The organism is Bacillus sp. KS1 (genome assembly GCF_020075515.1).
GTDB classification, from domain to species: Bacteria; Bacillota; Bacilli; order Bacillales; family Bacillaceae; genus Bacillus; species Bacillus velezensis.
The window spans coordinates 211,618-238,472 of sequence record NZ_JACAWW010000015.1 but is presented as its reverse complement, the minus strand read 5'-3'; the positions used below and the strand labels follow the sequence as shown (position 1 = coordinate 238,472).

12 protein-coding genes are annotated in these 26,855 nt (G+C 43.5%); 2 read left to right on the top strand and 10 right to left on the bottom strand.

All coding sequences use genetic code 11. The annotated features are described in order from the left end of the window. The first annotated feature begins 66 nt into the window (after window positions 1–66). Window positions 67–1,539, top strand: coding sequence for an aminotransferase class I/II-fold pyridoxal phosphate-dependent enzyme (locus HWY38_RS08495; RefSeq protein WP_224181659.1), 1,473 nt, complete (start codon window positions 67–69; stop codon window positions 1,537–1,539). 47 nt (window positions 1,540–1,586) lie between these two features. Here HWY38_RS08495 and HWY38_RS08490 read toward each other — a convergent pair whose 3' ends face one another. Then, a complete protein-coding gene (locus tag HWY38_RS08490) occupies window positions 1,587–1,706 on the bottom strand; it encodes a GapA-binding peptide SR1P (protein WP_003154518.1) in 120 nt (39 codons plus the stop codon). A gap of 113 nt (window positions 1,707–1,819) precedes the next feature. Further along, complete coding sequence (locus tag HWY38_RS08485) at window positions 1,820–2,620, bottom strand: polysaccharide deacetylase family protein (protein WP_224181658.1); 801 nt, start codon at window positions 2,618–2,620, stop codon at window positions 1,820–1,822. Between the two features lie 248 nt (window positions 2,621–2,868). Between HWY38_RS08485 and HWY38_RS08480 the strand changes: the two genes are divergently transcribed. Then, window positions 2,869–3,243: a hypothetical protein gene (locus tag HWY38_RS08480; protein ID WP_007409664.1), complete on the top strand. Its 375-nt coding sequence runs from the start codon at window positions 2,869–2,871 to the stop codon at window positions 3,241–3,243. A 47-nt stretch (window positions 3,244–3,290) separates the two neighbouring features. Here the strand turns inward: HWY38_RS08480 and lpdA are convergent, their stop codons facing one another. The 8 genes from lpdA to HWY38_RS08440 all read right to left on the bottom strand — a co-directional run bounded on the left by lpdA (window position 3,291) and on the right by HWY38_RS08440 (window position 26,844). Next, complete coding sequence (gene lpdA, locus HWY38_RS08475) at window positions 3,291–4,703, bottom strand: dihydrolipoyl dehydrogenase (protein WP_007409663.1); 1,413 nt, start codon at window positions 4,701–4,703, stop codon at window positions 3,291–3,293. Between the two features lie 4 nt (window positions 4,704–4,707). Then, on the bottom strand, window positions 4,708–6,036 hold the full coding sequence (pdhC, locus tag HWY38_RS08470) for a pyruvate dehydrogenase complex dihydrolipoyllysine-residue acetyltransferase (protein ID WP_007611173.1): 1,329 nt from the start codon (window positions 6,034–6,036) through the stop codon (window positions 4,708–4,710). A 124-nt stretch (window positions 6,037–6,160) separates the two neighbouring features. Continuing rightward, entirely contained in the window at window positions 6,161–7,138 is a 978-nt protein-coding gene (gene pdhB / locus HWY38_RS08465; protein WP_003154528.1) for a pyruvate dehydrogenase complex E1 component subunit beta, read from the bottom strand. A 3-nt stretch (window positions 7,139–7,141) separates the two neighbouring features. After that, a complete protein-coding gene (gene pdhA, locus HWY38_RS08460; protein ID WP_007611171.1) occupies window positions 7,142–8,257 on the bottom strand; it encodes a pyruvate dehydrogenase (acetyl-transferring) E1 component subunit alpha in 1,116 nt (371 codons plus the stop codon). A gap of 470 nt (window positions 8,258–8,727) precedes the next feature. Beyond that, the gene (locus HWY38_RS08455) at window positions 8,728–9,819 is read right to left on the bottom strand and encodes a serine hydrolase domain-containing protein (RefSeq protein WP_038457891.1); all 1,092 of its coding nucleotides are present in this window, start codon (window positions 9,817–9,819) and stop codon (window positions 8,728–8,730) included. A gap of 32 nt (window positions 9,820–9,851) precedes the next feature. Next, on the bottom strand, window positions 9,852–13,703 hold the full coding sequence (locus HWY38_RS08450) for an alpha/beta fold hydrolase (RefSeq protein ID WP_224181657.1): 3,852 nt from the start codon (window positions 13,701–13,703) through the stop codon (window positions 9,852–9,854). Window positions 13,704–13,753: 50 nt separating this feature from the next. Further along, entirely contained in the window at window positions 13,754–21,133 is a 7,380-nt protein-coding gene (locus HWY38_RS08445) for an SDR family NAD(P)-dependent oxidoreductase (RefSeq protein WP_224181800.1), read from the bottom strand. After that, on the bottom strand, window positions 21,133–26,844 hold the full coding sequence (locus HWY38_RS08440; RefSeq protein ID WP_317986215.1) for a type I polyketide synthase: 5,712 nt from the start codon (window positions 26,842–26,844) through the stop codon (window positions 21,133–21,135). The genes HWY38_RS08445 and HWY38_RS08440 overlap by 1 nt, the downstream gene beginning before the upstream one ends. Window positions 26,845–26,855: the final 11 nt, after the last annotated feature.

Genomic DNA, 26,855 nt, shown 5'->3' with positions numbered 1-26,855 from the left:
ACGGGTAATAAAACTGAATGTAATACAAACTAATCCGTAGGTATTATGATAAAGGTGGGAAAACAATTGCCGCAACATGAAACACCCCTGTACAGCGGACTGAAAAAGCACGCGGACAGACAGCCTGTCCAATTCCACATTCCGGGCCATAAAAAAGGCGCGGGAATGGATCCGGAATTCAGACAATTTATCGGAGAAAACGCGTTAAGTATAGATTTAATTAATATCGAACCTCTGGATGATTTACATGCGCCAAAAGGCATCATTAAAGAAGCCCAGGATCTGGCCGCGGAAGCATTCGGCGCAGACCATACCTTCTTTTCCGTTCAAGGGACGAGCGGCGCCATTATGACGATGGTCATGGCCGTATGCGGACCCGGAGATAAAATCATCATCCCGAGAAACGTTCATAAATCCATTATGTCGGCCATTGTATTTTCCGGAGCGGTGCCGATTTTTATACACCCGGAAATTGACGATGAGCTCGGAATTTCTCACGGCATTACGCTTGAGTCCGCAGAGCGGGCTTTGACGGAGCACCCTGACGCAAAAGGCCTGCTTGTCATAAATCCGACGTACTTCGGTGTGGCAGCGGACTTGAGCAGCATTGTAAAGCTCGCGCATTCTTTCGATGTACCTGTGCTTGTCGATGAAGCGCACGGCGTGCATATTCATTTTCATGATAAGCTTCCTCTGTCCGCCATGCAGGCGGGCGCTGATATGGCAGCCACAAGCGTGCACAAATTGGGAGGCTCCCTGACGCAGAGCTCCATTTTAAATGTGAGAGAAGGTCTTGTTTCCAAAGAAAGAGTACAGTCGATTTTAAGCATGCTGACGACAACGTCAACATCCTATCTGCTTCTCGCTTCACTTGATGTCGCAAGAAAACGCCTCGCTACAGAAGGCCGCGATCTTCTTGAAGATACGATTCTGCTGGCGGAACAGACACGGGAACGTCTCAATCAAATTGAAGGCATCCGCTGTGTCGGCGAAGAAATCACAGGGTCTAAAGCTGCATTCAGTTATGATCCGACTAAATTAATCATTTCGGTCAAAAACCTCGGCCTGACGGGTCATGACGTTGAAAAATGGCTCCGCGAATCATATAATATCGAAGTCGAGCTGTCCGATTTGTATAATATTTTATGTATTTTCACCCCCGGCGACAGAGCGGGAGATGCCGACCGTCTTGTAAGCGCGCTTACAGACATTTCAAAGCAGGCTTCCGACAATGACTATGCTCATCAGCAAACCGAAGTTCTGCTTCCTGAAATTCCTCTGTTAGCGATGACGCCAAGAGACGCGTTTTACGCAAATACGGAAGTCATTCCGTTAAAAGAATCCGCGGGACGGATCATCGCAGAGTTTGTCATGGTGTACCCGCCGGGAATTCCGATCTTTATTCCGGGTGAGATCATTACTGAAGAAAATATCAGCTACATTTTTAAAAACTTGGACGCCGGCCTTCCTGTGCAGGGTCCCGAAGATGCAACGCTTGAAATGATCAGAGTGATCAAAGAGCAAAAAGCCATCCAATAAACATAAAGAAGCCCGAAACGAAATCGTTTCGGGCCTTTTTACGCTTTTTACTCTTCTTCAAGATGACACTGGCATTGTCCGCAGCATGTTCCGTATAACGTCGTGACCTTCTCATCCTCAAAGTAATGAATCGCTTCGTTACAGTCTTGGCAAACAATTGTACCCATCTGTCATTCCCCATTTCTCAGAATTTGAAAACGCTTAATTTTCACTTGTTGTTATTATATTATTATGTCACATTTAATATGTCAACTGATAAATTGTATAACACATTTATTTTTTACGGTCTTTTTATAGCTCGAGGGTCAATCACAGTATATCCTTTATGACGCAATCCTTTTACAATGTCCGGCATGGCTTCCGCCGTCCATTTCCGGTCATGCATCAATATGTTGGCCCCGTCCCGCAGATAAGGACTGTTCAGTGTGATATCGGTAAGCGCTTTTTTGGATTGATATTTCTGATCCCAATCATACCCGAAGGTCCAGTTCATTTTCACCATACCTTCTTTTTTTATAAGTCTGTCACTGTAGTCCGTATTGCTTCCGAAAGGCGCCCTGAAAAATGCGGGTTTCTCTCCTATTACCTTTTCAACCGCTTTATTGACGCCAATGATTTCTTCCCGTTGTTTTTGTTCGGAAAGATCTTTTAAGTTTTGATGAGTCATTGTATGATTTCCGATCATAAAACCTAACTCATGAATATGCTTAAGCGCTTTCTTATTTTCATCTTTTTTCAAAAAATGTCCGTTCACAAAAAAGATCGCTGAAGCATTGAGATCGTGCAGTTTGTCCGCAATCTCAGCGGCATGCTGATCAGGCGCGTCATCGATCGTTACCAATGCGATCGGTTTTTTCTCTTTCTGTTCATCCATTTTTTCCACAGAAAAACTTTTCGGATTGATATAGTAGCGGGGCTCCGCCTTTTGTTTTTTCTGTTTTTCCTCTTTTGTATGGTGGTTTTCCCGTTTGGCGTGATTGGCCGCGGCTTGAGAATGGGGTTTGTTTGTTTGCATCTTTTCATTTGATTGGCAGCCGGCGAGTAAGCACATACATATGATGGCTGCAGCGGCTTTATACATGACAATCCCTCCTGATATGGTTTTGCCCCCAGTATAACGAAAAAACAGCGCTCTCACGAAAAACAATGTGCCTTTTTTACACATCGGCTGCGCAAGTTGTCACACGTATTATTTCTTCATTAAAAACGGTTTCAATTATATAACAATTCAGTAACAAGCCTTAGGTTTTTCACCTCTCGTGATACACTTGATATAGTCCTTATCAATGGATGAACCAATATATTATATAAAACAGAGGAGTAAGATAGATGCGCTACCGTACGGTGATTCCCTTTTTTTTGATGCTGTTCGTTCTGTCAAGCTGTTCGGTTTCTACTGTCAGTCCATTCACAAAAAACCGGATCGACAGCATTCATCACACTCAAATTTTGTTTTTTTCCGATGAAAATCATATAGATAAAGAAGTGCCTTATTACGATGCGATCCTTGATTTAGAAAAGAAATATCCCCATCATGTCGATCAAATGAAGGTTTATGACAACAGAAAGGGATGGGAAGAGGAAATCAACACGTTCCCTGCGCTGATGGTGATCAATCATCGGCATGTGGTCATGAAGATTGAGGGATCCGTAAAGAAAAAAGAGGATATCATCAAACCTATGCAGCATGTGCTTGCACAATAAAAACAGCCCCCGCTTTTACAAACGGGGGCTGTTTCTTTGTTACATTATTATTTTACGATATGGATCGGGCTTCCGATTGCTACTTCGGCAGCTTCCATAGTGATTTCGCCCAATGTCGGGTGAGCGTGAATTGTCATTGCGATATCTTCAGCAGTCATTCCGCCTTCGATCGCCAGACTCAATTCAGAAATCATGTCAGAAGCGCTTGCGCCGGCAATTTGCGCACCGATTACAAGACCGTCTTCTTTACGAGTGATCAGCTTCATGAAGCCGTCAGTTTCGTTAAGAGACAGCGCACGTCCGTTCGCTGCAAACGGGAACTTAGCTGCAACGACTTCAATGCCTTCTTCTTTCGCCTGTGCTTCAGTGTAACCGACAGAAGCCAGTTCAGGCTCAGAGAATACAACCGCCGGAATACCGAGATAATCGATTTCAGCCGGCTCTCCTGAAATAGCTTCCGCAGCGATTTTACCTTCGTAAGACGCTTTGTGAGCCAATGGAGGTCCGTCAATGATGTCACCGATTGCGTAAATGTTCGGTACGTTTGTGCGGCACTGCTTGTCTGTTTTAATAACACCGCGGTCAGTCATCTCGATACCGACTTGCTCAAGGCCGAGCTCATCAGTGTTCGGACGGCGTCCGACAGTGATTAATACGTAATCAGCATCAACCGTTTTTTCTTCGCCTTTTACTTCGAATGTAACTGTTACGCCGTCAGGTCTTTCCTCAACGCCTTTAGCCATGGCGCTTGTATGGATTTCAACGTTGCCTTTTTTCTTCAGTCTGCGGGTAACGAGAGAACTCATTTGTTTTTCGAAGCCAGGAAGAATTTCATCTCCGCCTTCTAAAATAACCAATTCAGTTCCGAAGTTCGCATACGCTGTTCCAAGCTCAGTACCGATATATCCGCCGCCGATAACAACGAGCTTTTTCGGAATTTCTTTAAGCGCAAGTGCGCCTGTAGAGTTCAGAACGCGTTCGCTATATTTGAAGTTTGGCAATTCGATAGGGCGAGAACCGGTAGCAATGATTGCGTTTTTAAATGTGTATGTTTGCGCAGAGTTCTCATCCATTACACGGACAGAGTTGCTGTCTACGAAATAAGCTTCCCCTTTTATAACGTCCACTTTATTTCCTTTTAAAAGACCTGCAACACCGCCGGTAAGCTTATTTACAACAGAAGCTTTCCATTCTTGGACTTTTGTAAAGTCAACCGTTACGTTCTCAGCAGTGATTCCCATGTCATCTGAATGTTTTGCATTCTCGTAACGATGGCCTGCATTGATGAGCGCTTTTGAAGGAATACAGCCGACGTTCAGACAAACGCCTCCAAGAGTTGCTTTTTCAACGACTGTTACTTTTTGTCCAAGCTGAGCAGCGCGGATGGCAGCTACATAGCCGCCGGGTCCCGCACCAATCACAAGAGTATCTGTTTCAATAGGGAAATCTCCTACTACCATAACATTACGCCTCCATTAAAATAAGTTGTGGATCGTTCAGTAAACGCTTGATGTGGTTTAACGCATTTTGTGCAGTTGCTCCGTCAATCATACGGTGGTCAAAGCTGAGAGAAAGAGCTAAGACAGGAGCAGCTACAATTTCACCGTCACGGACGATCGCTTTTTCAGCAATACGGCCGATACCGAGAATCGCAACCTCTGGGTGGTTGATAACCGGTGTGAACCATTGGCCTCCGGCAGAACCGATATTTGTGATCGTGCAAGAAGCGCCTTTCATTTCCGCAGGTGCAAGCTTGCCTTCACGCGCTTTTGTAGCAAGGCTGTTGATTTCATCAGAGATTTCGAAAACGGCTTTACGGTCGGCATTTTTCACTACCGGCACAAGCAGGCCTTTTTCGGTATCCGCTGCAATTCCGATGTTGAAGTAATGTTTTTGGATCACTTCATCTGTTTTATCATCAATAGATGTGTTTAAAACAGGGAATTTTTTCAAAGCGGATGTTAATGCTTTGACGACGTAAGGCAGATAAGTCAGCTTGATGCCTTGATCAGCAGCAACTTGTTTGAACTGTTTGCGGTGAGCAACAAGATTTGTTACGTCAACTTCATCCATAAGAGTTACGTGCGGTGCAGTATGCTTAGAGTTCACCATTGCTTTCGCGATCGCTTTACGGATACCGCTCATTTTTTCGCGTGTTTCAGGGAATTCGCCTTCAGGAGCCTGAGCCGCTGCAGGTTTAGCTGTTTCCTGAGGTGCAGCTGTTTCTTGCGGTGCCGCTTCTTGAGCCGCTCCTCCATTTGCAAAGCTGTCGATATCTTCTTTTACAACACGTCCGTTATTGCCTGAACCTGTTACTTTACGGATATCCACGCCTTTTTCACGGGCATATTTGCGTACGGAAGGCATCGCGATCACGCGTTTGTTCGGATCAGCTTCCGCTTGGTCCTGCTGTCCTGCGCCGGTTTCTTTTGCAGGCTCTTTAGGAGTCTCTTCTTTAGAGATATCCTGCCCTGCTTCAGCAGACGACTGAACTTGAGCTTCAGTTTTCGCATCTCCTGAATCATGGCTTCCTTTAAATTGAAGATCTTCGTAACCAGGTGCGTCAAACGTAATAATCGTTTGTCCAACAGTTGCAACTGTTCCCTCTTCAACTTTTAATTCTAATACTTTTCCTTTAACAGGTGAAGGAATTTCTACCACTGCTTTATCATTTTGCACTTCAGCCAGAACATCGTCTTCTTCTACCTCGTCGTTCGGCTTAACAAACCATTTTACGATTTCGCCTTCGTGGATACCTTCCCCGATATCCGGAAGTTTAAATTCAAATGCCACAGTTTTCGACCTCCTAGTTGATTAAGCAAATTTTAGTTATGCATACGCAAGCATTGAACCTAGTAAACAGACTCCTTCATAATAAGAGAAAAGGACTCTCTTTACCGTCTTTTATGATGCCTGATTAAAATTCAAGAACTTTTTTCGCAGTTTCAAGAACGTCTTTATGGTTTGGAAGCCATACGCTCTCAGCAAGCGAGAAAGGAAATACTGTATCAGGCGCCGCAACACGCAGAACCGGAGCTTCCAGGCTCAGAATCGCGCGGTCATTGATTTCAGCTACAACGTTGGCAGCGATACCGGCTTGTTTTTGAGCTTCTTGCACGACAATTGCGCGGCCTGTTTTTTCAACAGAAGCAATAATCGTATCAATATCAAGCGGACTTACAGTGCGAAGGTCGATAACTTCAGCAGAAACGCCTTCTTTTTCAAGCTCTTCAGCAGCCTTAAGCGACTCATGAACCATCGCGCCGTATGTGATGATAGAAAGGTCAGTACCTTCGCGTTTCACATCAGCTTTGCCAAGCTCGATTGTGTATTCCTCCTCAGGAACTTCCTGACGGAAAGAACGGTAAAGTTTCATATGCTCTAAGAAAACAACCGGATCATTGTCTCTGATAGAGGCAATCAGCAGTCCTTTTGCATCGTAAGGAGTGGAAGGGATAACAACTTTAATACCCGGCTGCTGAGCGATAAGGCCTTCCAAACTGTCAGCGTGAAGTTCAGGTGTATGAACCCCTCCGCCGAATGGAGAACGGATTGTCACCGGAGAAGTCCAGCGTCCGCCAGAACGGTAGCGGAGACGAGCCATTTGTCCTGAGATTGAATCCATTACTTCATATACGAATCCGAAGAATTGGATTTCCATAACAGGACGGTAATCTTGCAGGCCTAAACCGAGAGCGAGACCGCCGATACCGGATTCAGCAAGCGGCGTGTCAAATACGCGGTCCTCACCGAATTCTTTTTGAAGGCCTTCAGTTGCACGGAATACGCCTCCGGCAACGCCTACATCTTCCCCGAAAAGCAGAACATTTTCATTGTTTTTCAGTTCTGTGCGTAACGCATCAGTGATCGCTTGAATCATTGTCATTTGCGCCATGGCTTACTTCGACTCCTTCGCTTTGTAAATTTCAAGTTGTTCTTTCAAGTTGAACGTCGGCTCTTCAAACATATTCTCAATCAGTTCTGTTACTTTCGGTTTTGATTCGCCGTCAGCCTTTTTGATAGCTTGTTTGATTTCTTCTTTGGCCTGTTCAATCACTTTGTTCTCTTCTTCTTCAGACCATAGTCCTTTGTTTTCCAAGAACTTGCGGAAACGTACGAGCGGGTCTTTTTGCTCCCATTCATTTTCTATTTCTTTCGTACGATATTTAGTCGGATCGTCACCGGACATTGTATGAGGTCCGTAACGGAATGTAAGAGTTTCAATCAGAGTCGGACCTTCACCGTTAATTGCGCGCTGGCGTGCTTCTGCGGTTGCGGCGTAAACGGCAAGTGCATCCATTCCGTCTACTTGAACACCTGTAATACCGACGGCAACTGCTTTTTGGGCAATTGTCTGTGCGGATGATTGCTTTTCTACAGGAGTTGAAATCGCATAGCGGTTATTCTGAACAACGAAGATGGCTGGCGCTTTAAATGCTCCGGCAAAGTTCATTCCTTCATAGAAGTCACCTTGAGAAGCTCCGCCGTCACCAGTGTAAGTAATAGCTACCGCTTTTTTACCGCGCTTTTTAAGACCTAAAGCTACACCTGCGGTTTGAATAATTTGAGCACCAATAATAATTTGAGGTGATAAAGCATTTACTCCCTCAGGCATCTGATTACCTTTAAAATGGCCTCTTGAGAACAGGAATGCCTGGTGTAAAGGAAGACCGTGCCAAATCAGCTGAGGAACGTCACGATAACCCGGAAGGATAAAATCGTCCTGTTCAAGCGCGAAGTGTGATGCAATTTGAGAAGCTTCCTGGCCCGCTGTCGGTGCATAGAAACCTAAACGCCCTTGACGGGAAAGAGAAATTGAACGCTGGTCTAAAATGCGGATATACACCATTCTTCTCATTAATTCCTTTAACTGATCATCTGAAAGATCAGGCATTGCGTCTTTATTTACGACTTCTCCTTCAGCATTTAAAATTTGGAACGTTTCAAACTGCTTATGAATAGCATCAAATTGTTTTTTGCTATCAACAATTGAAGTTTTTGTCTTTGCAGCCATTTTTTAAACCACCTCTTCTTTTGATTTAACAGGGTTAGGATACCGTTTAGCCATCCGTATTAAAAACAGTCTTATCATGCTCTGCAATTCTAAAATTAATCATTCAGAAATTCACATAGCGCTTAAGCAAAGATAATGACGTTTAAACTGTACTAATAAAAAAAGATTTTTTATTAGTACAATATGATCAACAACCATAGTTTACAGTAATTAAACAAAGCCGTCAATCATTTATAACCTCATTTTGAAACCGCTTATAAAACTTAAGATCATATTGCGCCAAACTGTACTATAAAAGACATTAAACTGTATTATAAAAATGCTCTACTGTACTATAATTAAAAAAAATTACAAAGAGTAAATTAAGTTATTTAACTTAGGGGCGGGCTTTGAAAAGATGCCGCGGGATAAAAACGGGCAGTTAGCAATCGTCCCGCCTGCCGAACAGACGGGACGATGCTTTTGTCTAATTATTCAATACCTGCCCACACGATATTCAGCGGCGTCAGTACGGCATGAGGATGAAACTCGGAAATCGGAGTGAAAAATACATACGTAAAATCTTCGGCTGGATCAGAAAACATGCCGCACCAACCCATTCCAAGATGTGAGAAGGTGCCTTCTGTCATGAAATAATGGTCACCGGCCGGCCACAAATTAATGCCTAAACCAAAGCCGCCTTCCTCTCTGGGCGCTCCGAAGAAGTAAAAAGGAAGACCGGGCTTTATTTGATTTCTCAGCATAGCCTCGACTGTTTTTCTTCCAAGCAGCTTCTTATCTTTCAATCTGCCTTTATTTCTAAACATTTCAGCCAACTTCCAAATATCTCGCAACGAAGAGTACAGACCGCTTGTCGCTTTATTCGGAAAATACGGGTGATGACTTTTTTCCAGCTGTACGCACTCGTGCTCATTGATCACACAAACTTCTTCTTTTAAAGCATCAGGCACATAAAAATACGTTCTTTCTAATCCTAGCGCTTCAATAATATGCTTTGTTACATACTGTTCGTAGGATACGCCTGTTACTTTTGAAATAATGATGCCAAGTATAACAAAACCGGTTCTGGAATAGTTCCATGCTTCATCCACTCCGTACTCCAAAGGCGTACTGACGAGATAGTTTATCCATTCTTCCTCATTCGTTAAGTCAATGCCTTCAGCCTTTTGAATATCCAGCTCAAAACTTAGTCCCGCCGTATGAGTCAAAAGGTGCAAAATTTTAATTTCTCCGAAACCCGGTTTATCAAACGCAGGCAAAATGAGCTTGACCGGCATTTTCAGATCGAGCAAACCTTTTTCGACGAGCTGCATGACGGCTACAGCGGTAAACACTTTTGTCAAAGAACCGATTTCTCTGATTGTATCAAGCTGAAATGTTTGCTTTTCGTTTTGTCCGCCGGTAAATTCCCCTAACGACTCAGCTGCAAAAACCTCACCTCCTCTTGACATCATATAACTCGCACATTGCAGAACTCCATTGTCTATCATCGTCTGATAATGGCTGTTAAGAGCGTTAATTTGTTTCATATCAAATGCCGGATTGCTTATTGTTTGTTTCATTGTTTTCTCCCCCTGTACTGTATGTATCGTTTTCATCCCTTACTTACCGATTTCTTGATGAATTCTGACACCGCTTTATTAAATTCTTCCGGATGTGTGATGTTCGGAAGATGCCCCGCTCCCTTAATTTTCTTTAATTCTGCATTGCTCAGCAGTTTCCGCAGCCTTTTTGTTTCTTTCTGATCAACTACGCTTTCCTTCTCACCTGTAAGGATAAGCGTTCTTGTATGAATGTCTTTTAAAAAGCCGATCGTAGAATAGCCTTCTTGTTGATGTATCTTCATAAAACGTTCAATAGAAGCATTTAAGAATTGATTACTGTATAAACTTTCATATTCATGCGACTTTCCTATAGCTATAAAATCATTTTTCAGTTTTTCCTCGACACTGCTTTCAGGGTCTTCTTCGTATTCGGTGTAACTTCCGGAAAGAATGAGTGTTTTTACTTTTTCAGGGTATTCATAGGCTATCCTCTGCCCTATCATGCCTCCCCAAGAAGCTGCCGCAATGTGGATCGGCCAAGCAACCCCTATCTCGTTCAGCACTTCGATAAAAGTCTGAGCCAGCCCGCTCAGTGTAAAATCGGCGCTCCCCTCACTCAGCCCGTAACCCGGTGTGTGTATGACAATGACATTAAATTGATCTGCCCACTCCTTCATTTGTTCTTTCCACATGTAAGCAGTGGTAGCGAAACCGCAAATCAGTAAAATTGTTTCACCCTTACCGCTCATCAATATTTCCATATGCCGGGCATTTTCTGTGTTTGCCAGAAAATGAACGGTTTCCGTTTCTTCTGTCTGGTAAAAAGCGATGAGTTTTTTTGCGGCATCGCTTTGATCGTGCTGAAGGGCTCCTTTCTTCAGTCTGCTCCAATAATGCAAATAATCGTCGAGATGACGATTGGAGGCCGTGCCGAGTATTCGGAAAGGATTCTCAGCTTCTTCCGTAACGAACGACGAAGCATCAAAATCGGCTGCAATCGCTGAATCTCTTACTAGAGGCGGTGCTGAACGGGCGGATAACGGCTTGAAATCGTTTTGTATTTTTTCTTTTTCTCCGTATAACACGATCAGCTGGTGGCCTTGGCCGAGAAGCGAGTGTTCAAATGCTTTGATTCCGGCAGTATTTTCTAATGGGTGAAGTCCGTACTCCCTTTTCATAATATCTTGAATGCCGGGATCAACTGACATGCCTCCGTCTTTCCAGAAAGGCCAATTTACAGCGATGGTTTTTCCTGATCTTCCCCCCGCCTTTCTCATACATTCCCTCCACTCGGCAAAATGCTCCAGAAAACGATTGGCGTAGGCGTAATCGGCTTGACCCAGACTTCCGATTTCTGAGGAGATGGAAGAAAACAAAACAAAAAAGTCTAAAGGCATATCTCTGAGCGCTTCATCCAAATGAATCACACCATTGACCTTTGATTGCAGCACCGCTTGAGCTTCCGCGTCTGTTTTATTCATAATGAGAGAGTCTTTTAACACGCCTGCACTGTAAATGACCCCGTTGATTTCGGAATAATCAGCATGAATTTTTTCCGCTAACTTGATGACCTGCTGCTTATCTGACATGTCAGCCTGAATGTAAGAAATGCTTGACCCGTCATAGCGGATGCTGTCTAATTTTTCTTCCATGTCTGCTGTCATTTTCGATCGCCCGGCAATGATAACGCTGGCTCCGTGATTTGCATAAAGAAACGCTGAAATAATCCAGCCGATGCCGCTTAACCCTCCGATGATGAGATACACCCCGTTTTTTGCAAACTTTGCGGCCTTTTGCCCTGGTTGCAGCGAAGCGTCTTTATATGCTGTCACCCACCTTTTTTGATCGCCGTCATATTTCACAGCCTGATGATGTCCGGCACTTAATTCATTGAGAAGCAAAGGTGCTTTTTTAATGGTTTGTCTTGAAGAAATCTCAACCGTTTTACACTTTATATTCGGCTGCTCCGCATTCAGCGTTTTAAAAAAGCCTCCAATCGCGGCGTAAACCGGATTTGTATATTGACCCTTGTCATGTACGTACAGAATGTTGATGTTTTCTTTTACTTTTTGATGGATCAAAGCTTTGCTCAAATAAAGAATTGAATAAAAGCTGTGAGTCAGATCTAACGCTGCTTCAGTATAAGCTTTTTTTGACAGGTAATGAATGATTGACGACGGAAACGCTCCGGACTTTTTCATATCCTCTAACAGTCTGGTGTAATGAGCAGACTGCTCCGGATTAAATTTATAATGCTTTTCATTTACCATTTCATATTCATCGTCGGCTTCCGCATAAATAACATTTTCACTGCCGATGTACTTTCGGATTTCATCACTCAATGAACTGTCGAAATCGAAAATCAATGTATTTTCCTTAGGTACTTCTCCGGACTTTAATGGCGATTCTATCCATTCTTTTTGTAAATACAAAGATTCAAGCATCGGCTTTTCGGACGGCTCTTTCGTTTGCGTTTTTTCTTTAAAAACTGCGGCCGGCGTATTACGCACATCATATTTTTCTTCTAAATAAGCCGCTAAATCATGAATATTGTTATAATCAAAAAGCAATGTCGGATACAATTGTGTATCTAATCTTTCCTCGAGAATTTTCGATATATGCAGCAGCTGTTTTGAGTCAAGACCCAGTTCGTAAAAAGATTGGTGTTTGTCCGCTTTATTTGGCGGTGTGTTTGTAACCTCTCCAATAATGGATGACAGCTCATCTGTTAATGTTTTATGACTGTCTTGGTGCAAAACTGTATCAGAGATAGAGTCTGTAATGCCGGCTCCGTATTTCTCCTGCAGATATTCCGTCAATTCACCGATTGTGGAGTAATCAAATAATAAAGTCGGGTACAGCTTTGTATCTAACATCAGTTCTAATTTTTTGGATAAGTCTAATAATTGTTTAGAATCCAAGCCCATCTCGTAAAAGGAAATATCATTCTTGACTGTTTCAGCAGGTTTTTCAATCATGCCGGCTATCTCTTGGATCAAATTATTTCTGATCATTTCTTTATTGTTCGTTGCGCTGCCGACCTCTTTAGCTTTTTGGGAATGCTCCAGCCTTTGTATTGATTTTTCATTTCTGACTCTTTTCACACCGAACCGCTCATAATAAAAAGCAAGCTCTCCATCAGGCCTGTATACTTCTATGTCCGCATATAAAATGTCTTTAGAAGGCGGCTGCGTTATACTGTTTTTATCAATATACACAAAACAAGACCCAGTTGTTTTATGCAGTGCCCGGAACGTCTCAATATATATAGGGATAAACGCATTTGTTCCTTCATCCGGCAAATCTGATGTAAGGATTCCCAACAAGCTGAGAGACCCATCCAAAAACGCGGGATGCATGTAAAAGTCATCTGTATATTCTTTTGAAAGTCCGCTTAAACTGACCTCTCCCAGAATATAATTTTCACCTTCATATACCGTACCTTCCAATTTCATAAAATCTTTATGAATCAGGCCGCCTCTGCGCAAATTACGATAGGCGGATTCAGCATCCGTAGTCCGGACGGCCCCTTTCTTTAATTCTTCGATTGAAATTGTCTTTTCGTTTATCGCATTTTTTCTTATGATTTCCGCCTGCAAGTTGACTGACGCTTCACCTTCCGCCTTTTCAGCGACCCATTTCCTGCTTGTTGTTTCAACAAGCCAGCCGTTTTCTTGTTGCGTAAACTGGAAGGTGACTTTTTTATCAAAATGGACTGACGTCGCAACAGGTTCACGGAATAAAACATGTTTGATTTCAAAACTTCGGGGTGATATCCCTTTCTCAGCTAAAAATCGGGTTATTAAATCCAAATACGTTACGCCGGGTATCGTACGCACTTGATGAAGGACATGGTCTGAAACAATATAATCGTCATGTTTGACTAATACGCTGAACCTCATGCAACTCGACAACCTTTCTTCTTTTACAAAGTAAAGAAACAGAGCAGGTGCTACTCTGTTTCATCAATAATTTCAAGAAGCCGTTTTTTATTCTGTTTGATTTGTTTTTTCCGAATTGAATCCGGCCAGTACTCTTTTCTGACAAACTCGGCAGGCGGCAGCGGAGTTCTGACGGAATGATATGAATCCTCCAGGCCGCTTACCAAAAGGTGGGCGTTTGTTCCGCCAAAACCGAAAGCGCTGATGCCCGCCCTCCGTTTTCCATCCTTCCAGCTTCTCAGTTCTGTATTCGGATAAAAAGGCGACTTTTCAAATTCAAAGCGGGGATTTGGCGTTTCACAATTCAATGTAGGCGGAATTTCCTTATGCCATATTGATAAAATCACTTTAATGAAACTTGCCGCTCCGGCAGCGCTTAATAAGTGTCCGATATTGGTTTTTACACTTCCTACTCCGCAAAATTGCGTTTTGTTTGTGTCTCTTCGGAATACTTTTGTCAGAGCCTGAAGCTCAATCGGATCTCCAATCATCGTGCCTGTGCCGTGAGTTTCGACGTAGCTGACTGATCCGGGAGTGATATCGGCTTTTTCAAATGCATCTTGAATAACCTGCTCTTGAAGCTTAGGATTCGGCGTCGTGATTCCCATTGTCGCACCGTCGTTATTAATAGCTGATGCTTCAATGATACCGTATATCCGATCTCCGTCTGCTTTCGCTTTATCCAGCGGTTTTAACAGAACAGCGCCAAAACCCTCTCCGGGTACAAAGCCGTTTGCCCTTTCATCAAAAGTAAAACACTGACCGTCCGGCGAAAGAGCTCCTCCTTCGGTTAACATCAGGTAAGGAATTTCATCCAAAAGCAGATCCGCCCCTCCTGCCAGCGCCATCTCTGAATCACCGTTTTTTATGCTTTGGCAGGCTAAATGAATGCTGACTAATGAAGAAGAACAAGCGGTATCAGAAACCATGCTTGGACCGTGAAAATTAAAGAAATGCGACACATGTGAAGCAATAAAGTTTTGACTGAGCCCGACGATGTGGCTGCTGCTTTCTTTCGGCAGTTTGTGACCGTAGCCGCCCATTCTGGAACCGACAAATACGCCGACTTTTTTTCCCGATAATTCCGTTTCTTCATAACCGGCATCCCGTACAGTCTGTACACTCGTTTCTAAGAAATGTCTTATCAGCGGGTCCGTTTGGATGGCTTTCTCCTCTTCCATGCGGAAATACTCCGGATCGAAGCTGCCGATTCCATTGATAAATCCTCCCCATTTGCTGATGCTTTTTCCCTTTTGCTGCACCGGAGAGTAATTTTCTTCTATATTCCACCGGGAATCAGGTACTTCTTTAATATGATTCTTCCCTTTTCTCAGATTGTCCCAAAATTCCTCTTTATCAGCCGCTCCAGGGAACTTACATCCGATTCCGATAACAGCTATCTTTGCAGAGGAAGCCGTCTGCGGTTCTGTATTTCGGCTCGTCACAGACTGCATATCTTGCTGATTGCTGCTTTGAGAATCAGTCTGTTCGATTTGTTTTTTCAACGGCGGCGCCGTCTTACCGATATATTCCGCAAGACCCTGAATCGTGTTGTGTTCAAGAAGCACAGTAGGGTCAATTTTTTTCTGAATCATTGCTTCTATACGATGTATAATGCTGACAAGAAGTATAGAATCCACACCGTATTCCTGAAAATCCGTATTTGGGTTAAGCTTTTCAAGGGGAATGCTCAATTCCTCGGCAAATACGGCAGAAAGTTCACTGACAAGCCCTTCTGAATGATCAAAAGTGTCGGGAGTCTCCTGTCTTCGGACTGGCACCGAAGCTCCGCCGGTTTTATTGATGTTCAGGAGACTGTCTGCATGAAACACTGTTCCTTTTTTCACGATAGGAATGATATTGGCCGATTTTCTCTCCAGTGCATGATACAAAATCGCCAGTCCTTCCCGTGTGGAAAGAGAGTCCAATCCCAATTCATCATATAAAGGACTCGTCACAGTACCCATTCCGACTTCTTTCCAGCTCGGCCAATTGATGGACGTGAAATACGTTCTCCCCTTTTGAAAATGATAAGCCGCGAAATAGTCCATATATGCGTTTGCAGACGCGTAATCAGTCATTCCTTTCGACAGTTTGGGTGACTGTGCAGCAATTGATGAAAATAGAATAAAGAAATCCAGCGGCCTATTATTAAAAATCCGCTCCAAATTCTGAAGTCCAGTGACTTTCGGCCCGTACACCGTCTTAAATTCACTCATTCTTTTATGAATAAAGGCCGGATTTCCGCCGCTGTGCAGTCCGGCACAGTGTATGACACCGCTTATATCTTTAAATTCAAGGCTTACTTGGTGAAAGAATGAACGCAGCTTCTCTTCATTTGTGAGAGAACCGCTGTAATACAGATAGTTGACACCTTTCTCTTCAAAACTTTGAAACAGTTTGATATTGCTGACTGTCTTTTCGTCCTGTCTGCCCTCTTTCAGCAAATGATCCCATTCACTTCGCAAAGGTAATGGACGCGTACCCGTCAGTACGAGTTTTTTCACTCCCCGTTTCACCAAATCTTCAGCTATTGCTCTGCCAATGCCCCCTGTCCCGCCGGTAATCACGATGGCTTTATCCGCAGGAAATGAAACAGGCTCGCCGGTATGGATTCTTTCTTCTTCAAAATACGGAACATATCTGACGCCGCTGCGGTAGCATACTTCATTCTCTCCGGTACATTGCGCCCTTTCATTCTCAAAGATTTGTTTCAGCTCATGCGTTTCTTTCATGCTGTCTATATCTATTGTTTTCACATGAACAAAGCCGTATTCCGCAGAAAGGGCTTTCAGAAAAGCCGCTGATTCTGCCCCCGTCAGCTTTGGTTTTTCCGCTTTAAATACCTGCAAGCCATTGGTGATTTGTAAAATGGATATTGGTGTTTCCTTTTTACTCCTCTTAATTATTTCTTGTATAAATAAGAATTTACCATATGGGATGCCGTTCTGATTTTCACTCTGGTTTCCGATATCTGAGAAATCAAATATATTTTCGACCTGCCGCTCACCGCCCGAGAAGATCTCACGGATAACGTCGTATGCGTGGTTTTCATCTAATAAAGAACACTCAAACATTTGATCAGAGTGTTTTATAAATGAAGAGTGATGTTTTATGACAATCAGATTCTCCTGATCTATATCCGAACAAATGGTGCGGGCAATTGATTCTGTGTCTTGATTTACAAATGCTACTGTCAGTCCGTAATCTTTTGTTTCGGATGGATTTACAAACGGATTCTCCCTCCATTTTTTTTGCAAGTGATGTTGAAAAGAATGCTGAGGGATCTCTGCCTTCTCAGTCCTGGACGGAACCCAATAACGTTCTTTCGCAAACGGATAAGTCGGAATTGAGATCCGTTTACCCGGCTGCTGTAAATGTTGATGAACGGATTTCCAATCGATATCCGCCCCCCAAACCCATAATTGAGCCAGCTTTTCCGCTTCACCGGTCTCAATAATGGTCTTTACAAACAATTCACCTGCTCTGCCTTCCGTTAACGCCTTCATTCTTTCAGCAAACGCATCTGCTGATTGCTGATTAACATATACGCCTGGAACTTGCTTGTCACCGCGGCAAAACTCAAATAATTTATCCTTAATTTCTTTAAGGGAGGTACCGGTAATCGCCGCTCTGGCCTCCATCGCTTCTCTGCCCGATTGTGTAGTGTATGCCAGATCCCGTAAAACGACGCTTTCCGATTGGCCGGCTTCCATCACTTCATTCGGGAACATGTTTCTTATCGCTCCGGCATATTCCTTCAATAAGTATTCAGTAACCGCTTGAATGGAGGGGCAATCAGTTAATTCATACATCGTGAGTTCAATATGAAACATTTCGTTAATAAAATCCGCCATCCGGCTTAATTCCAAAGGTCCTACGCCAAATTCACTCAGGTGATCAGCAATATTAATTTCTTCCGGATGGATATGAAGCAATTCCGAAACAAACGGTTTGAGTACTTCATTCACCTTTTCTTTCATATCAGGCTGTTTATCCTTTACTTCAGGACTTAGTGAACGTTGGATAAAATCTCTCATGTTTTCGGCATACTCAAGAAGACGTTCATTGTCTTTGGCAGATAACAGGACAATATGCGGTTCGTTCTCAACATGTTCTGTTGAGACGTTTGTTTCTTCATATTCTTCTATAATGATATGAACATTCGTTCCTCCCGCTCCGAATGAGCTGATCCCCGCTCTTCTCGGAACAGTTACTGTTTTTCCGTTTTCCTGCAGTTTCGGTTTCTTCCAGTCTTGCAATGACCGCTGTACATAAAAGGGAGATGCTTTAAAATCAATATTTGGATTCAGCGTCTCCGCATGTATGGAAGGAAACAGTTTTTTCAGTTTCATTTGCAAAAGAACCTTTGTCAAACCGGCAATTCCCGCTGCGGCCTCAAGATGGCCGATATTTGATTTGACAGAACCGATTGAACAATATTGAGTGTGCTCCGTAAATTCCCGAAACGCTTTTGTTAACCCGGTGATCTCAATCGGGTCTCCCAGAGCAGTTCCCGTTCCGTGAGCTTCAATATAACTAATTGTACGAGGGTCAATACAAGCTTTCTCAAGCGCGTCCTGTATCAGTTCAGACTGACCATTCGGATTAGGAACCGTAAAACCGTTTGTTCTCCCTCCGTGATTGACCGCTGTCGCTTTAATCAGCGCATAAATATGATCTCCGTCCCTTACCGCTTCCGCCGCCGGCTTTAAAAGTACGGATCCCACTCCTTCTCCCGGTACATAACCGTCACCGCCCTCGCCGAATGTACGGCATCGGCCATCACTTGCAAAGAAGCGGCTTTGATTTAATAATGTATATTTATTCGGATGAAGCGTAAGATTGACCCCGCCCGCAACAGCAAGTGTGCTTTCTCCTCTTCGTATACTTTCACAGGCTAAGTGAATGGCGTTAAGAGAGGATGAACACATTGTATCAACCGCCATACTCGGCCCCTTAAAGTTAAAGAAATACGATATTCTGTTTGCTATTGCAGAAAATGGAGACCCGACGGCCAGTTCATTTCCTTTAAGTGATTCTTCAACGCCGAAAAATTGATAGCTTCCATATGTGACGCCTGCAAAAACTCCGACCTTTTTGCGGGTCAGATCTGAAGGTTTATAACCCGCATCCTCTATGGTATTGTACACTGTCTCTAAAAAGAGACGTTCCTGAGGATCAAGAAAAGCCGCTTCTTTCGGTGATATCCGGAAAAATAAAGGATCAAACCGATCTGGATTTTTCAGAAAACCTCCCCACTTATAGCAGCTTCCCTCCAGCATTTCCTTCCGGTCATCAGGAATTTCGCTTACGCAATCCCGTCCATTCATCAGCACATTTTGGAACTCCCTGATGTTTTCCGCACCCGGGTATCTGCCGCTGACACCGATAATCGCTATATCAGCAGAAAGGGGATCGGCCGCAATGTGCTCTTTTGAATCTTCTTCAGAGCGTACCGGCGCTTTTGTTTCCAATGGTTTTCTTTTTTGCTTTTTTTGATATGAGACAAGTTCAGGTGTGCCGGCCGGGTTCAGCAGTTTCATCATTCGTTCGCTGTGATGACTCAGGAAATATTCGGCTAACTGCGATATTGAATGATATTCAAAAAACAATGTTTTCGACAATCTGCCGATACTTTGCTCCAGCTTTTTGGTCAGACGCATGATCATCACTGAATCAATGCCGTATTTCTCCAGGTATTGTTTTTCATCTATGAGTGAGGCAGGTAATTTCAACTCTTCGGACATTATATTTTTCAGATAACTGATGATATTTTGTCTTAATTCATCGTTTTGCAAATCAGCATCTTCCTGCTGCTCTGAGTGTAAGCTGATTGTGCCGGCACGCTTCAGCACATCCTCAATCTTTTCTTTTCGGCCTTTCAAGGCAATCAGCTGTTCAGATGGTTGACACAAGCTGTTCTCCAGGGCCTGTATTCCGTCACCGTCATCTAACGGGTCAAGACCGAGTTCCTGTTTCATGTAGGATATTCCTTCATCGTCAATATTCATCCCGCCGGAAGTCCATAGCGGCCAATTGACTGACACTACCCTTCCGGCAGACTCTTTTGCGGTCATAACTGCTGCATACTGATCCAAACAGGCATTGGCGAAAGCATAGTCACATTGGCCGGCTGAGCCGAAGACTGCCGATGTGGATGAAAACAAGACAAGTAATTCAACTTTCATTTTTCTGATTTCTTCCGCCAGCCACAACGTGCCATAAACTTTCGAACCTGTGACTTGATCAATTTCTTCTTTTGTCTTTCTTAAGATAAAAGAGTCACGGAGTACGCCGGCACTGTGAAATACTCCATGTAAGGTGCCGAACTGCTCTTTTGCAAAAGCAAACATCCGTTCAGCATCACTTTGTTTTGAAACATCAGATAGGATATATTCAACTGTTGAACCTGAACTTCTTAAATATTCGATCTTTTTCTCCTGCTCTTCAGTTAAATCAGAGCGCCCCGTCAATATGAGATTCGCTTTCCATTTTTCCGACAGATGTTTTGCCAATATATACCCGAGACCGCCCAGGCCTCCTGTAATCAGATAATTCCCATGATGTTTCAGCGGCTGGGTTAAATCGAATGAGCCGGCTTTATTATAGCTTTTTGTAAAACGTCTGCCGTTTTCATAGCGCACTTCAAAATGGATATCCCGTTTTTCGTCACACTCTCTCTGATATATATCCGCTATTGCTGGAAGAGCGGCTCCCGCACCCTCTGATTGCGTGATATTGATAATCTGATAGTGAAAATTGGGGTGTTCCTGGTGAACGGTTTTCACCAATCCGCCGAGAGCATGATGCAGCGGCAGTTGTTCTTTATTCTCGGTTTGAAAAATATGCGTCAGCTTTATTATCTTTTTCCATTTTAGTTCAATCAGCGCCTGTGTAATATACAGAAGAGAAAACAATCCGTTTTCCAATTGTTTCTGTATACCTCCCTTACTCATGTCAGCCTGAGAATCAGACCACAAGTGAAGAATCTTTTCGGGCGGCTGATAATGATCATGAATGTATCGGAACAGCTTTAGATAATCGTCTTTTTTCACGTGGTTCATACAAATCGTATCATCATGTAAAACAGCAAATTCTTTTCCGCGGATAACAAACAAGAGAGTACAGTCCTTAAACAAACCGCTCAATTCTTGTATTTGCCGTTCATTTTCTGCAAAAATCAGGAGCAATCCCCTCAAGGGTGCGCTCTTCTTATTCGGAATGAACGATTCTGTCCATTCCGGCTTGTAATAAAAAAGCGGATGGTTCGATGCCCGTGATTTTTGATTCTGAATGGATGTCACACGGGCATAGCCTTCGTCAGCCGATATTTGTCCTGTTTGAATCAGATCAAGAATATCGCTGATTTGTTCACGTTTTCCGTTCATCATTCTTCCCCCATTAATTGTTTCAATACAGCCTTCTGATCAATATCATTGGTTTCCAATTGACGCAGGAGACGAATGAGTTCGTCGTCCGTCTGAACAGTGCTTTTTTCATGACCATATCTGAATCTCACATCTTTGCACTCTGCCAGAATGCTTCCGTTTTCATCTGTAAATGTCATACGACACGTTACATCACGGCTGTTCTGCCGGTTCTCTTTTTGAGTATAGACATAAAAATTTTGAGCGAGAGGCTGATAGACATACGCCGCTCCCATTCCGATCAATTCCGGGAAGGTTTCTCCGCTGACAAAAAACGCACTGGCTTGAATCGCGGACTCAAGCGCTTCAGGAGAGATCGTAAAATTCTCTCTTTTTGCATAAAGCTCATCCGGCAATGAATGAAGCGACAGCATTCCGTCACTGTTTTTCGCTGATTCAATGACAAAAGGCGATTCAGCAGGATGTTCAGTCATTTCTGATTTGACTTCAGCAATATCAAGCGCTTCAGGAAGCATACCGCTTTCAGGCTTAACAATATGCGCATTTCCCCTGGCAAGACGTACTGTATTCTCATGTTTTGTGTTTGCATATATGTCAAACCGCGCAAAGCCGCGCTCAGGCGTCAGCGTAACCATCAGTTCCCGTATATCAGTCATTCCGTTCATGCTTTCGGTCCACAATAAATCAGTTAATGTATGAACTGGTTGTCCAAATGCCGCCGCTGCATTGACGATAGCCATTTCAGCCAAAGATGCATAAGGGAAAAAGGACACGTTTCCTTCAGACAGACTTAGTGCGAATGGATGATTACGGCTGATTTTTTTCGTGAAACTGAACTGATTAAAATCGGACGTGTTACTCCCCAAGAAAGGGTGACCCGGCTTACTCACATCTGTTGAAACAAGCGTTTCCCCTTTTTCCGCTATCCAATACCGCTGTTTGATCAGCGGTTGTCCCGGAATAGAAATCCTGCGGGCATTCCGATTTACCTCAAAAGTCTCCCAATCTATCTTTCGTCCATTTACCCATTTGGATGCTGCTTCGGCGTAATCTGAACAAACGTGAGGCATTTCATTGTGAACTTCTGATTCGAATGTATTACCGGTATAGCTCAAGCTGCTTTTTTCACCCCTGATATAAGCTGAAAGCTCTTCAGCAATGACCTGCCCGGAATCTGCCACTATCGCCAGCCGTTCTTCCATATGATCGCGTCCCGTCTGAAGTGTATAGGCAATATCCTGAAGACGCAGTTTATGATTGTTATCCTTCGATTCATTTTCTGATAGAAAATCAGCCATAACCTTCGCATACTTTATCAGCCGTTGTTTGTCTTGAGCCGATAAAACAAAGATCACTCGGCCGCTTTGATGATTAAAAGCTTTTGGCGGCTCATACGCTTCCAATATAAGATGCGCGTTTGTCCCTCCTGCCCCAAAAGCGCTTACCCCGGCTCTCAAAGGATGAACAGCATTGCTGTTTTGCGGAATATTCCATTCAGCCGCTTTCCGCTGCACTTGAAAAGGAACCTGCTCAAAATCTATAAACGGATTAACAATATCGGAATGCAGAGAAGGAACAAGCTGCTTATTCTTCATTTGGAGAAGCACTTTCGTTACCGCAGCGATTCCTGCCGCAGATTCTAAATGTCCGATATTTGATTTCACCGAACCGATGGCGCAAGGATGATTCAGTTGATAGGAATCTTTCAGTCCTTGAATTTCAATCGGATCGCCTAATGACGTACCCGTTCCATGCGCTTCAATATAATTGACGGTATTTGGATCAATGTCAGCTTTACGAAGCGCTTCTGAAATGACCTCCGCCTGCGCATCCGGATTCGGTATGGAATACCCGCTCGTCTTTCCTCCGTGATTAACGGCGCTTCCCTTAATCACACCGTATATTTGATCTTGATCTTCTATTGCTTTTTTCAATGGTTTTAACAATACGGCTCCGACTCCCTCACCGGGAACATAACCGCTTCCGTCTTTTCCAAAACTCCGGCATCTGCCGTCACTTGATAGAAACTGTCCCATGCTGAGGAACTTATATTTATTCGGATGTATTGACAAATTCACTCCGCCGGCTAATGCCATATCGCTCTCTCCGCAATGTATGCTTTGGCATGCGTAATGAATAGAGGTCAGTGATGAAGAGCACATTGTATCAAGAGCCAAACTCGGACCTTTTAAATGAAAATAATAAGACACCCGATTGGCAATTGAAGAATAGACGGATGCCGGCGAGAAAGCCACTCCATTTTCTTCTCCTTCAAATAGTTGATATTGGCCCCACATTGCACCGACAAATACACCGACTTTCATCTTTTCCAGCATGTTTCTCGGGTATCCTGAGTCTTCAAAACAATTTTTGGCCGTTTCTAAAAAGAGCCTTTCCTGGGGATCCATAAGTTCTGCTTCCCTTGGGGAAATATGAAAGAAAAGCGGATCAAATTGATCGGCTCCGCTGATAAAACCTCCCCACTTGCTGTAAGACTTCCCTTTCATATCTCTGTCTTCGCTGAAGAAATCATCCATATTCCAGCGGTCAGGCGGGATTTCTGTAATACAATCTTTTCCGCTCTTTAAATTCTCCCAAAATTCAGGTAAGTCTTCAGCCATCGGATACTTCCCGCTTAATCCGATAATGGCAATGTCCTCATGCCTTGTATCAGCTGTTTCATTTATTTGGATCTCACGGTTTTCATCCTCCATGAAGGTATCTTGAAGTGCAGATTTCAATTTTTCTTTGTCACCTTCAAACACGATCAGCTGTGATGCGTTCAGAGAGAGTGAATCTTGAAAAGCTTTGATCCCATTGGTTTTACTAAGAGGAACCATACCGATTTTTTGTTTCATCCATTTTTCAGTTTGTTTATCCACTTTCATGCCGCCGTCTTCCCATAGCGGCCAGCCGATGGCTACTGAGACGCCGGAGCGTTCTTTTTTCCGCCTCATTCCTTCACGCCACTCAGCGAAAAGATCGATGAACCGGTTGGCCAATGCGTAGTCCGTCTGTCCGATATTCCCGTACATCGAGCTGCTTGATGAAAACATCACAAAGAAGTCCAAAGGTTCGGTTTGCAGCAAGCTGTCCAATAAGACCGTCCCATTTATTTTCGGAGCGATCACTTCCTGGATTTCATCTTTTGATTTTTGAATCAATAAAGCGTCGTGCGTCACACCGGCACTGTGTATCACACCGTTGATTTCTCCGAATTTCCTTTTAATGGTTTTTATGATTCGCTCTGCATCGCGGCTATCTGAAAAATCACCTCTTATATATTGAACCGAAGAACCGCCTGCTTTCATTCGGCTGATTTTGTTCTTTTTGTCTTCCGTAAGTTCAGAACGGCCCGCTAAAATAATATTGGCTTTCGTTTGGGCTGCGATATGTTCTGCAAATATAAGGCCTAAGCCGCCGGCACCTCCTGTAATCATGTATACTCCGTTTTCTTTAAAGGAGAAACCTGAGTTTTGAGCCGGTTCCGCTTCCCGTAAGGCACGGACCCAGCGCACATTTCCTTCATAATAAAGATCGGTTTCTCCCGGATGCGCTTCAGTTGATTCGCATCTGATGATTTCAGCTGTAAGATCCGGCAACGATGACTTGTCTGAAACTGATATCCCGATTGTCTTAAGGGTCAGTTTCGGGTTCTCAAGCAAAATAGACTGCCCTGCGCCATGGACTGAAGCGTAAAGCGGCTGATCATTTTTATGGTCCGACGGATAAAGGAAAAGCGATACAACCTTTTTTTCCGCCTTGCTGCGCATCAATGCCCGGCTGAAAAAGAATAGCGGGTAAGCCCCTTTAGAAAGCTGTTCATTTATTTTTTCCGGGCCGGCAAATGACCCTTCCGGCCACCCGTAAACCGCGGTGTCGGGCATTTGCCCCCTTTTTTTCAGATCAGCTGCAAGCCTGTCAAAGTGAGCTTCCTCTCTGTGATCGATCTCATAAACACCGTCTCCGTGATAGGAATAACGATTCCCTGATAAAACGAGGATGATCTGTGTATTTCCGAATCCATTTTCAGCATTTTCCCGCATAAAATGAAAAAGCTCTCTGTCATATTGAAACAGCAGGTATGTTCTTTTCTTTTTATTTCCGCAATTCGGGTCCCAAGCGGCAGCCTTTTGTCTCCAATGCGGCGTTAAATAGGTCAGAGCCGTATGATTCTCTCCATGATAAAGAGGGAGGTCTTTTTCAACGGAAGTTTTTTCGCCGTTCTCTGCAAAATAGTTTGCAAGTTTTTGAATCGTCGGATACTCAAACAATAAAGTAGGGTACAGTTCCCTGCCTGTTTTCTCTTCCAATGCCTTTACGGCTTGCATAAGTGTTACGGAATCGAGGCCTTGTTCATAAAAACCTTTTACCACAGAGAGTGTTTCAGGGGCAGTCCCTTTGATATCTGCGATCAGCTGCTGAATGTCTCCTTCTGTTATAAGAGCGGAAAGATTTTCGTTCTTACTTTCTTTCATGTCAGGCTTTTCAGCCGGTTGATTTCGCGTTAAGAAATAACTGGACATTTTTTGATTTTCTTTAATATACGCGGCGAGTTCCCGGATCGTTTTCTGCTCAAACAGGAGTGTAGGATACAGCTGTTCCCCTGTTTTGTTTTCAAGTTCTTTGACAATGGCAAGCAAAGAAGCTGAATCCAGGCCCTGTTCATAAAAACCAATGTCTGTCCTTATGTCACGCAGATCTATATTTGAAACCCCGGATATTAATTCTTTAAGGTGTGTCTCGATGCTTTCGCTTCGATTTTTGATTGAATCTTTTCTGATCAGGCTGTCTTTTGACTGAGAAGCCGCTTCAGTTTCCAAACGAGTCTGCTTCAGGTTTTCAATTAAATCTTTTGAGCGAATATGTTTCACAGACAGCCGCGTAAAATAAGCGATCATCTCCCCGTGTGCATCGTACAAACCGTAACTTATTTGGATGACATCCCCTGAATCATGATTTTGGTCTTGCTTCTCTATGTACACATAACACCTGTCTTCCAGGCGCTTCGTCATACGGAAAGATTCAATATGAATGGGAATATACGTTTTCATCCGGCTTGCCGGAGATCCTTGTGTAAAATATTCGGGACATGCCTGATAAAGGATCGATATGATGGTAGACGCATCAAGAAAAGTGGGATGCAATTGAAAATAGCCGGTATATTGATTGGCAATTTGGCTGAGCGTCAACTCTGCAAGTACAGAATGATCAGACGCATAAACCTTCCCAAGGCTCTTCATAAATTCAAAATGCTCTATATCAACCTTTTTTAAATAGTCATAACATATCTCCATATCATCTTCACGGACGGAGGCATGTTTAATTTCATCAATATTGATTGAACTCATGCTTTCCGGGATTTTCGGCATGAGCCTGCAGTTCATATTCTCATCCCAGCTTTCATCCAGAATGCGGTCATCTTTTACCTTTCTGCTCTTCGCCTGAATTTCCCATCCCTGTTCCAATCCCTGAAACCGAATGCGGATTTCTCTGTCAAAGGTATCCGATGTTGCTACAGGTTCCAAATACAAAATATTTTGACACTCGAGTTCTTCAATAGGCAAACCTTTGCTCAGCGCCATACGGTATATCATATCTAAAAATGTGACACCGGGTATAATCCGGGTGCCATGCACCCGGTGATCCCTGACAATATAGTCCGTATGTTTAATTGTTAATGTGAACTGATAGTTTTGATTACTGGCCACCTGTCTCATTC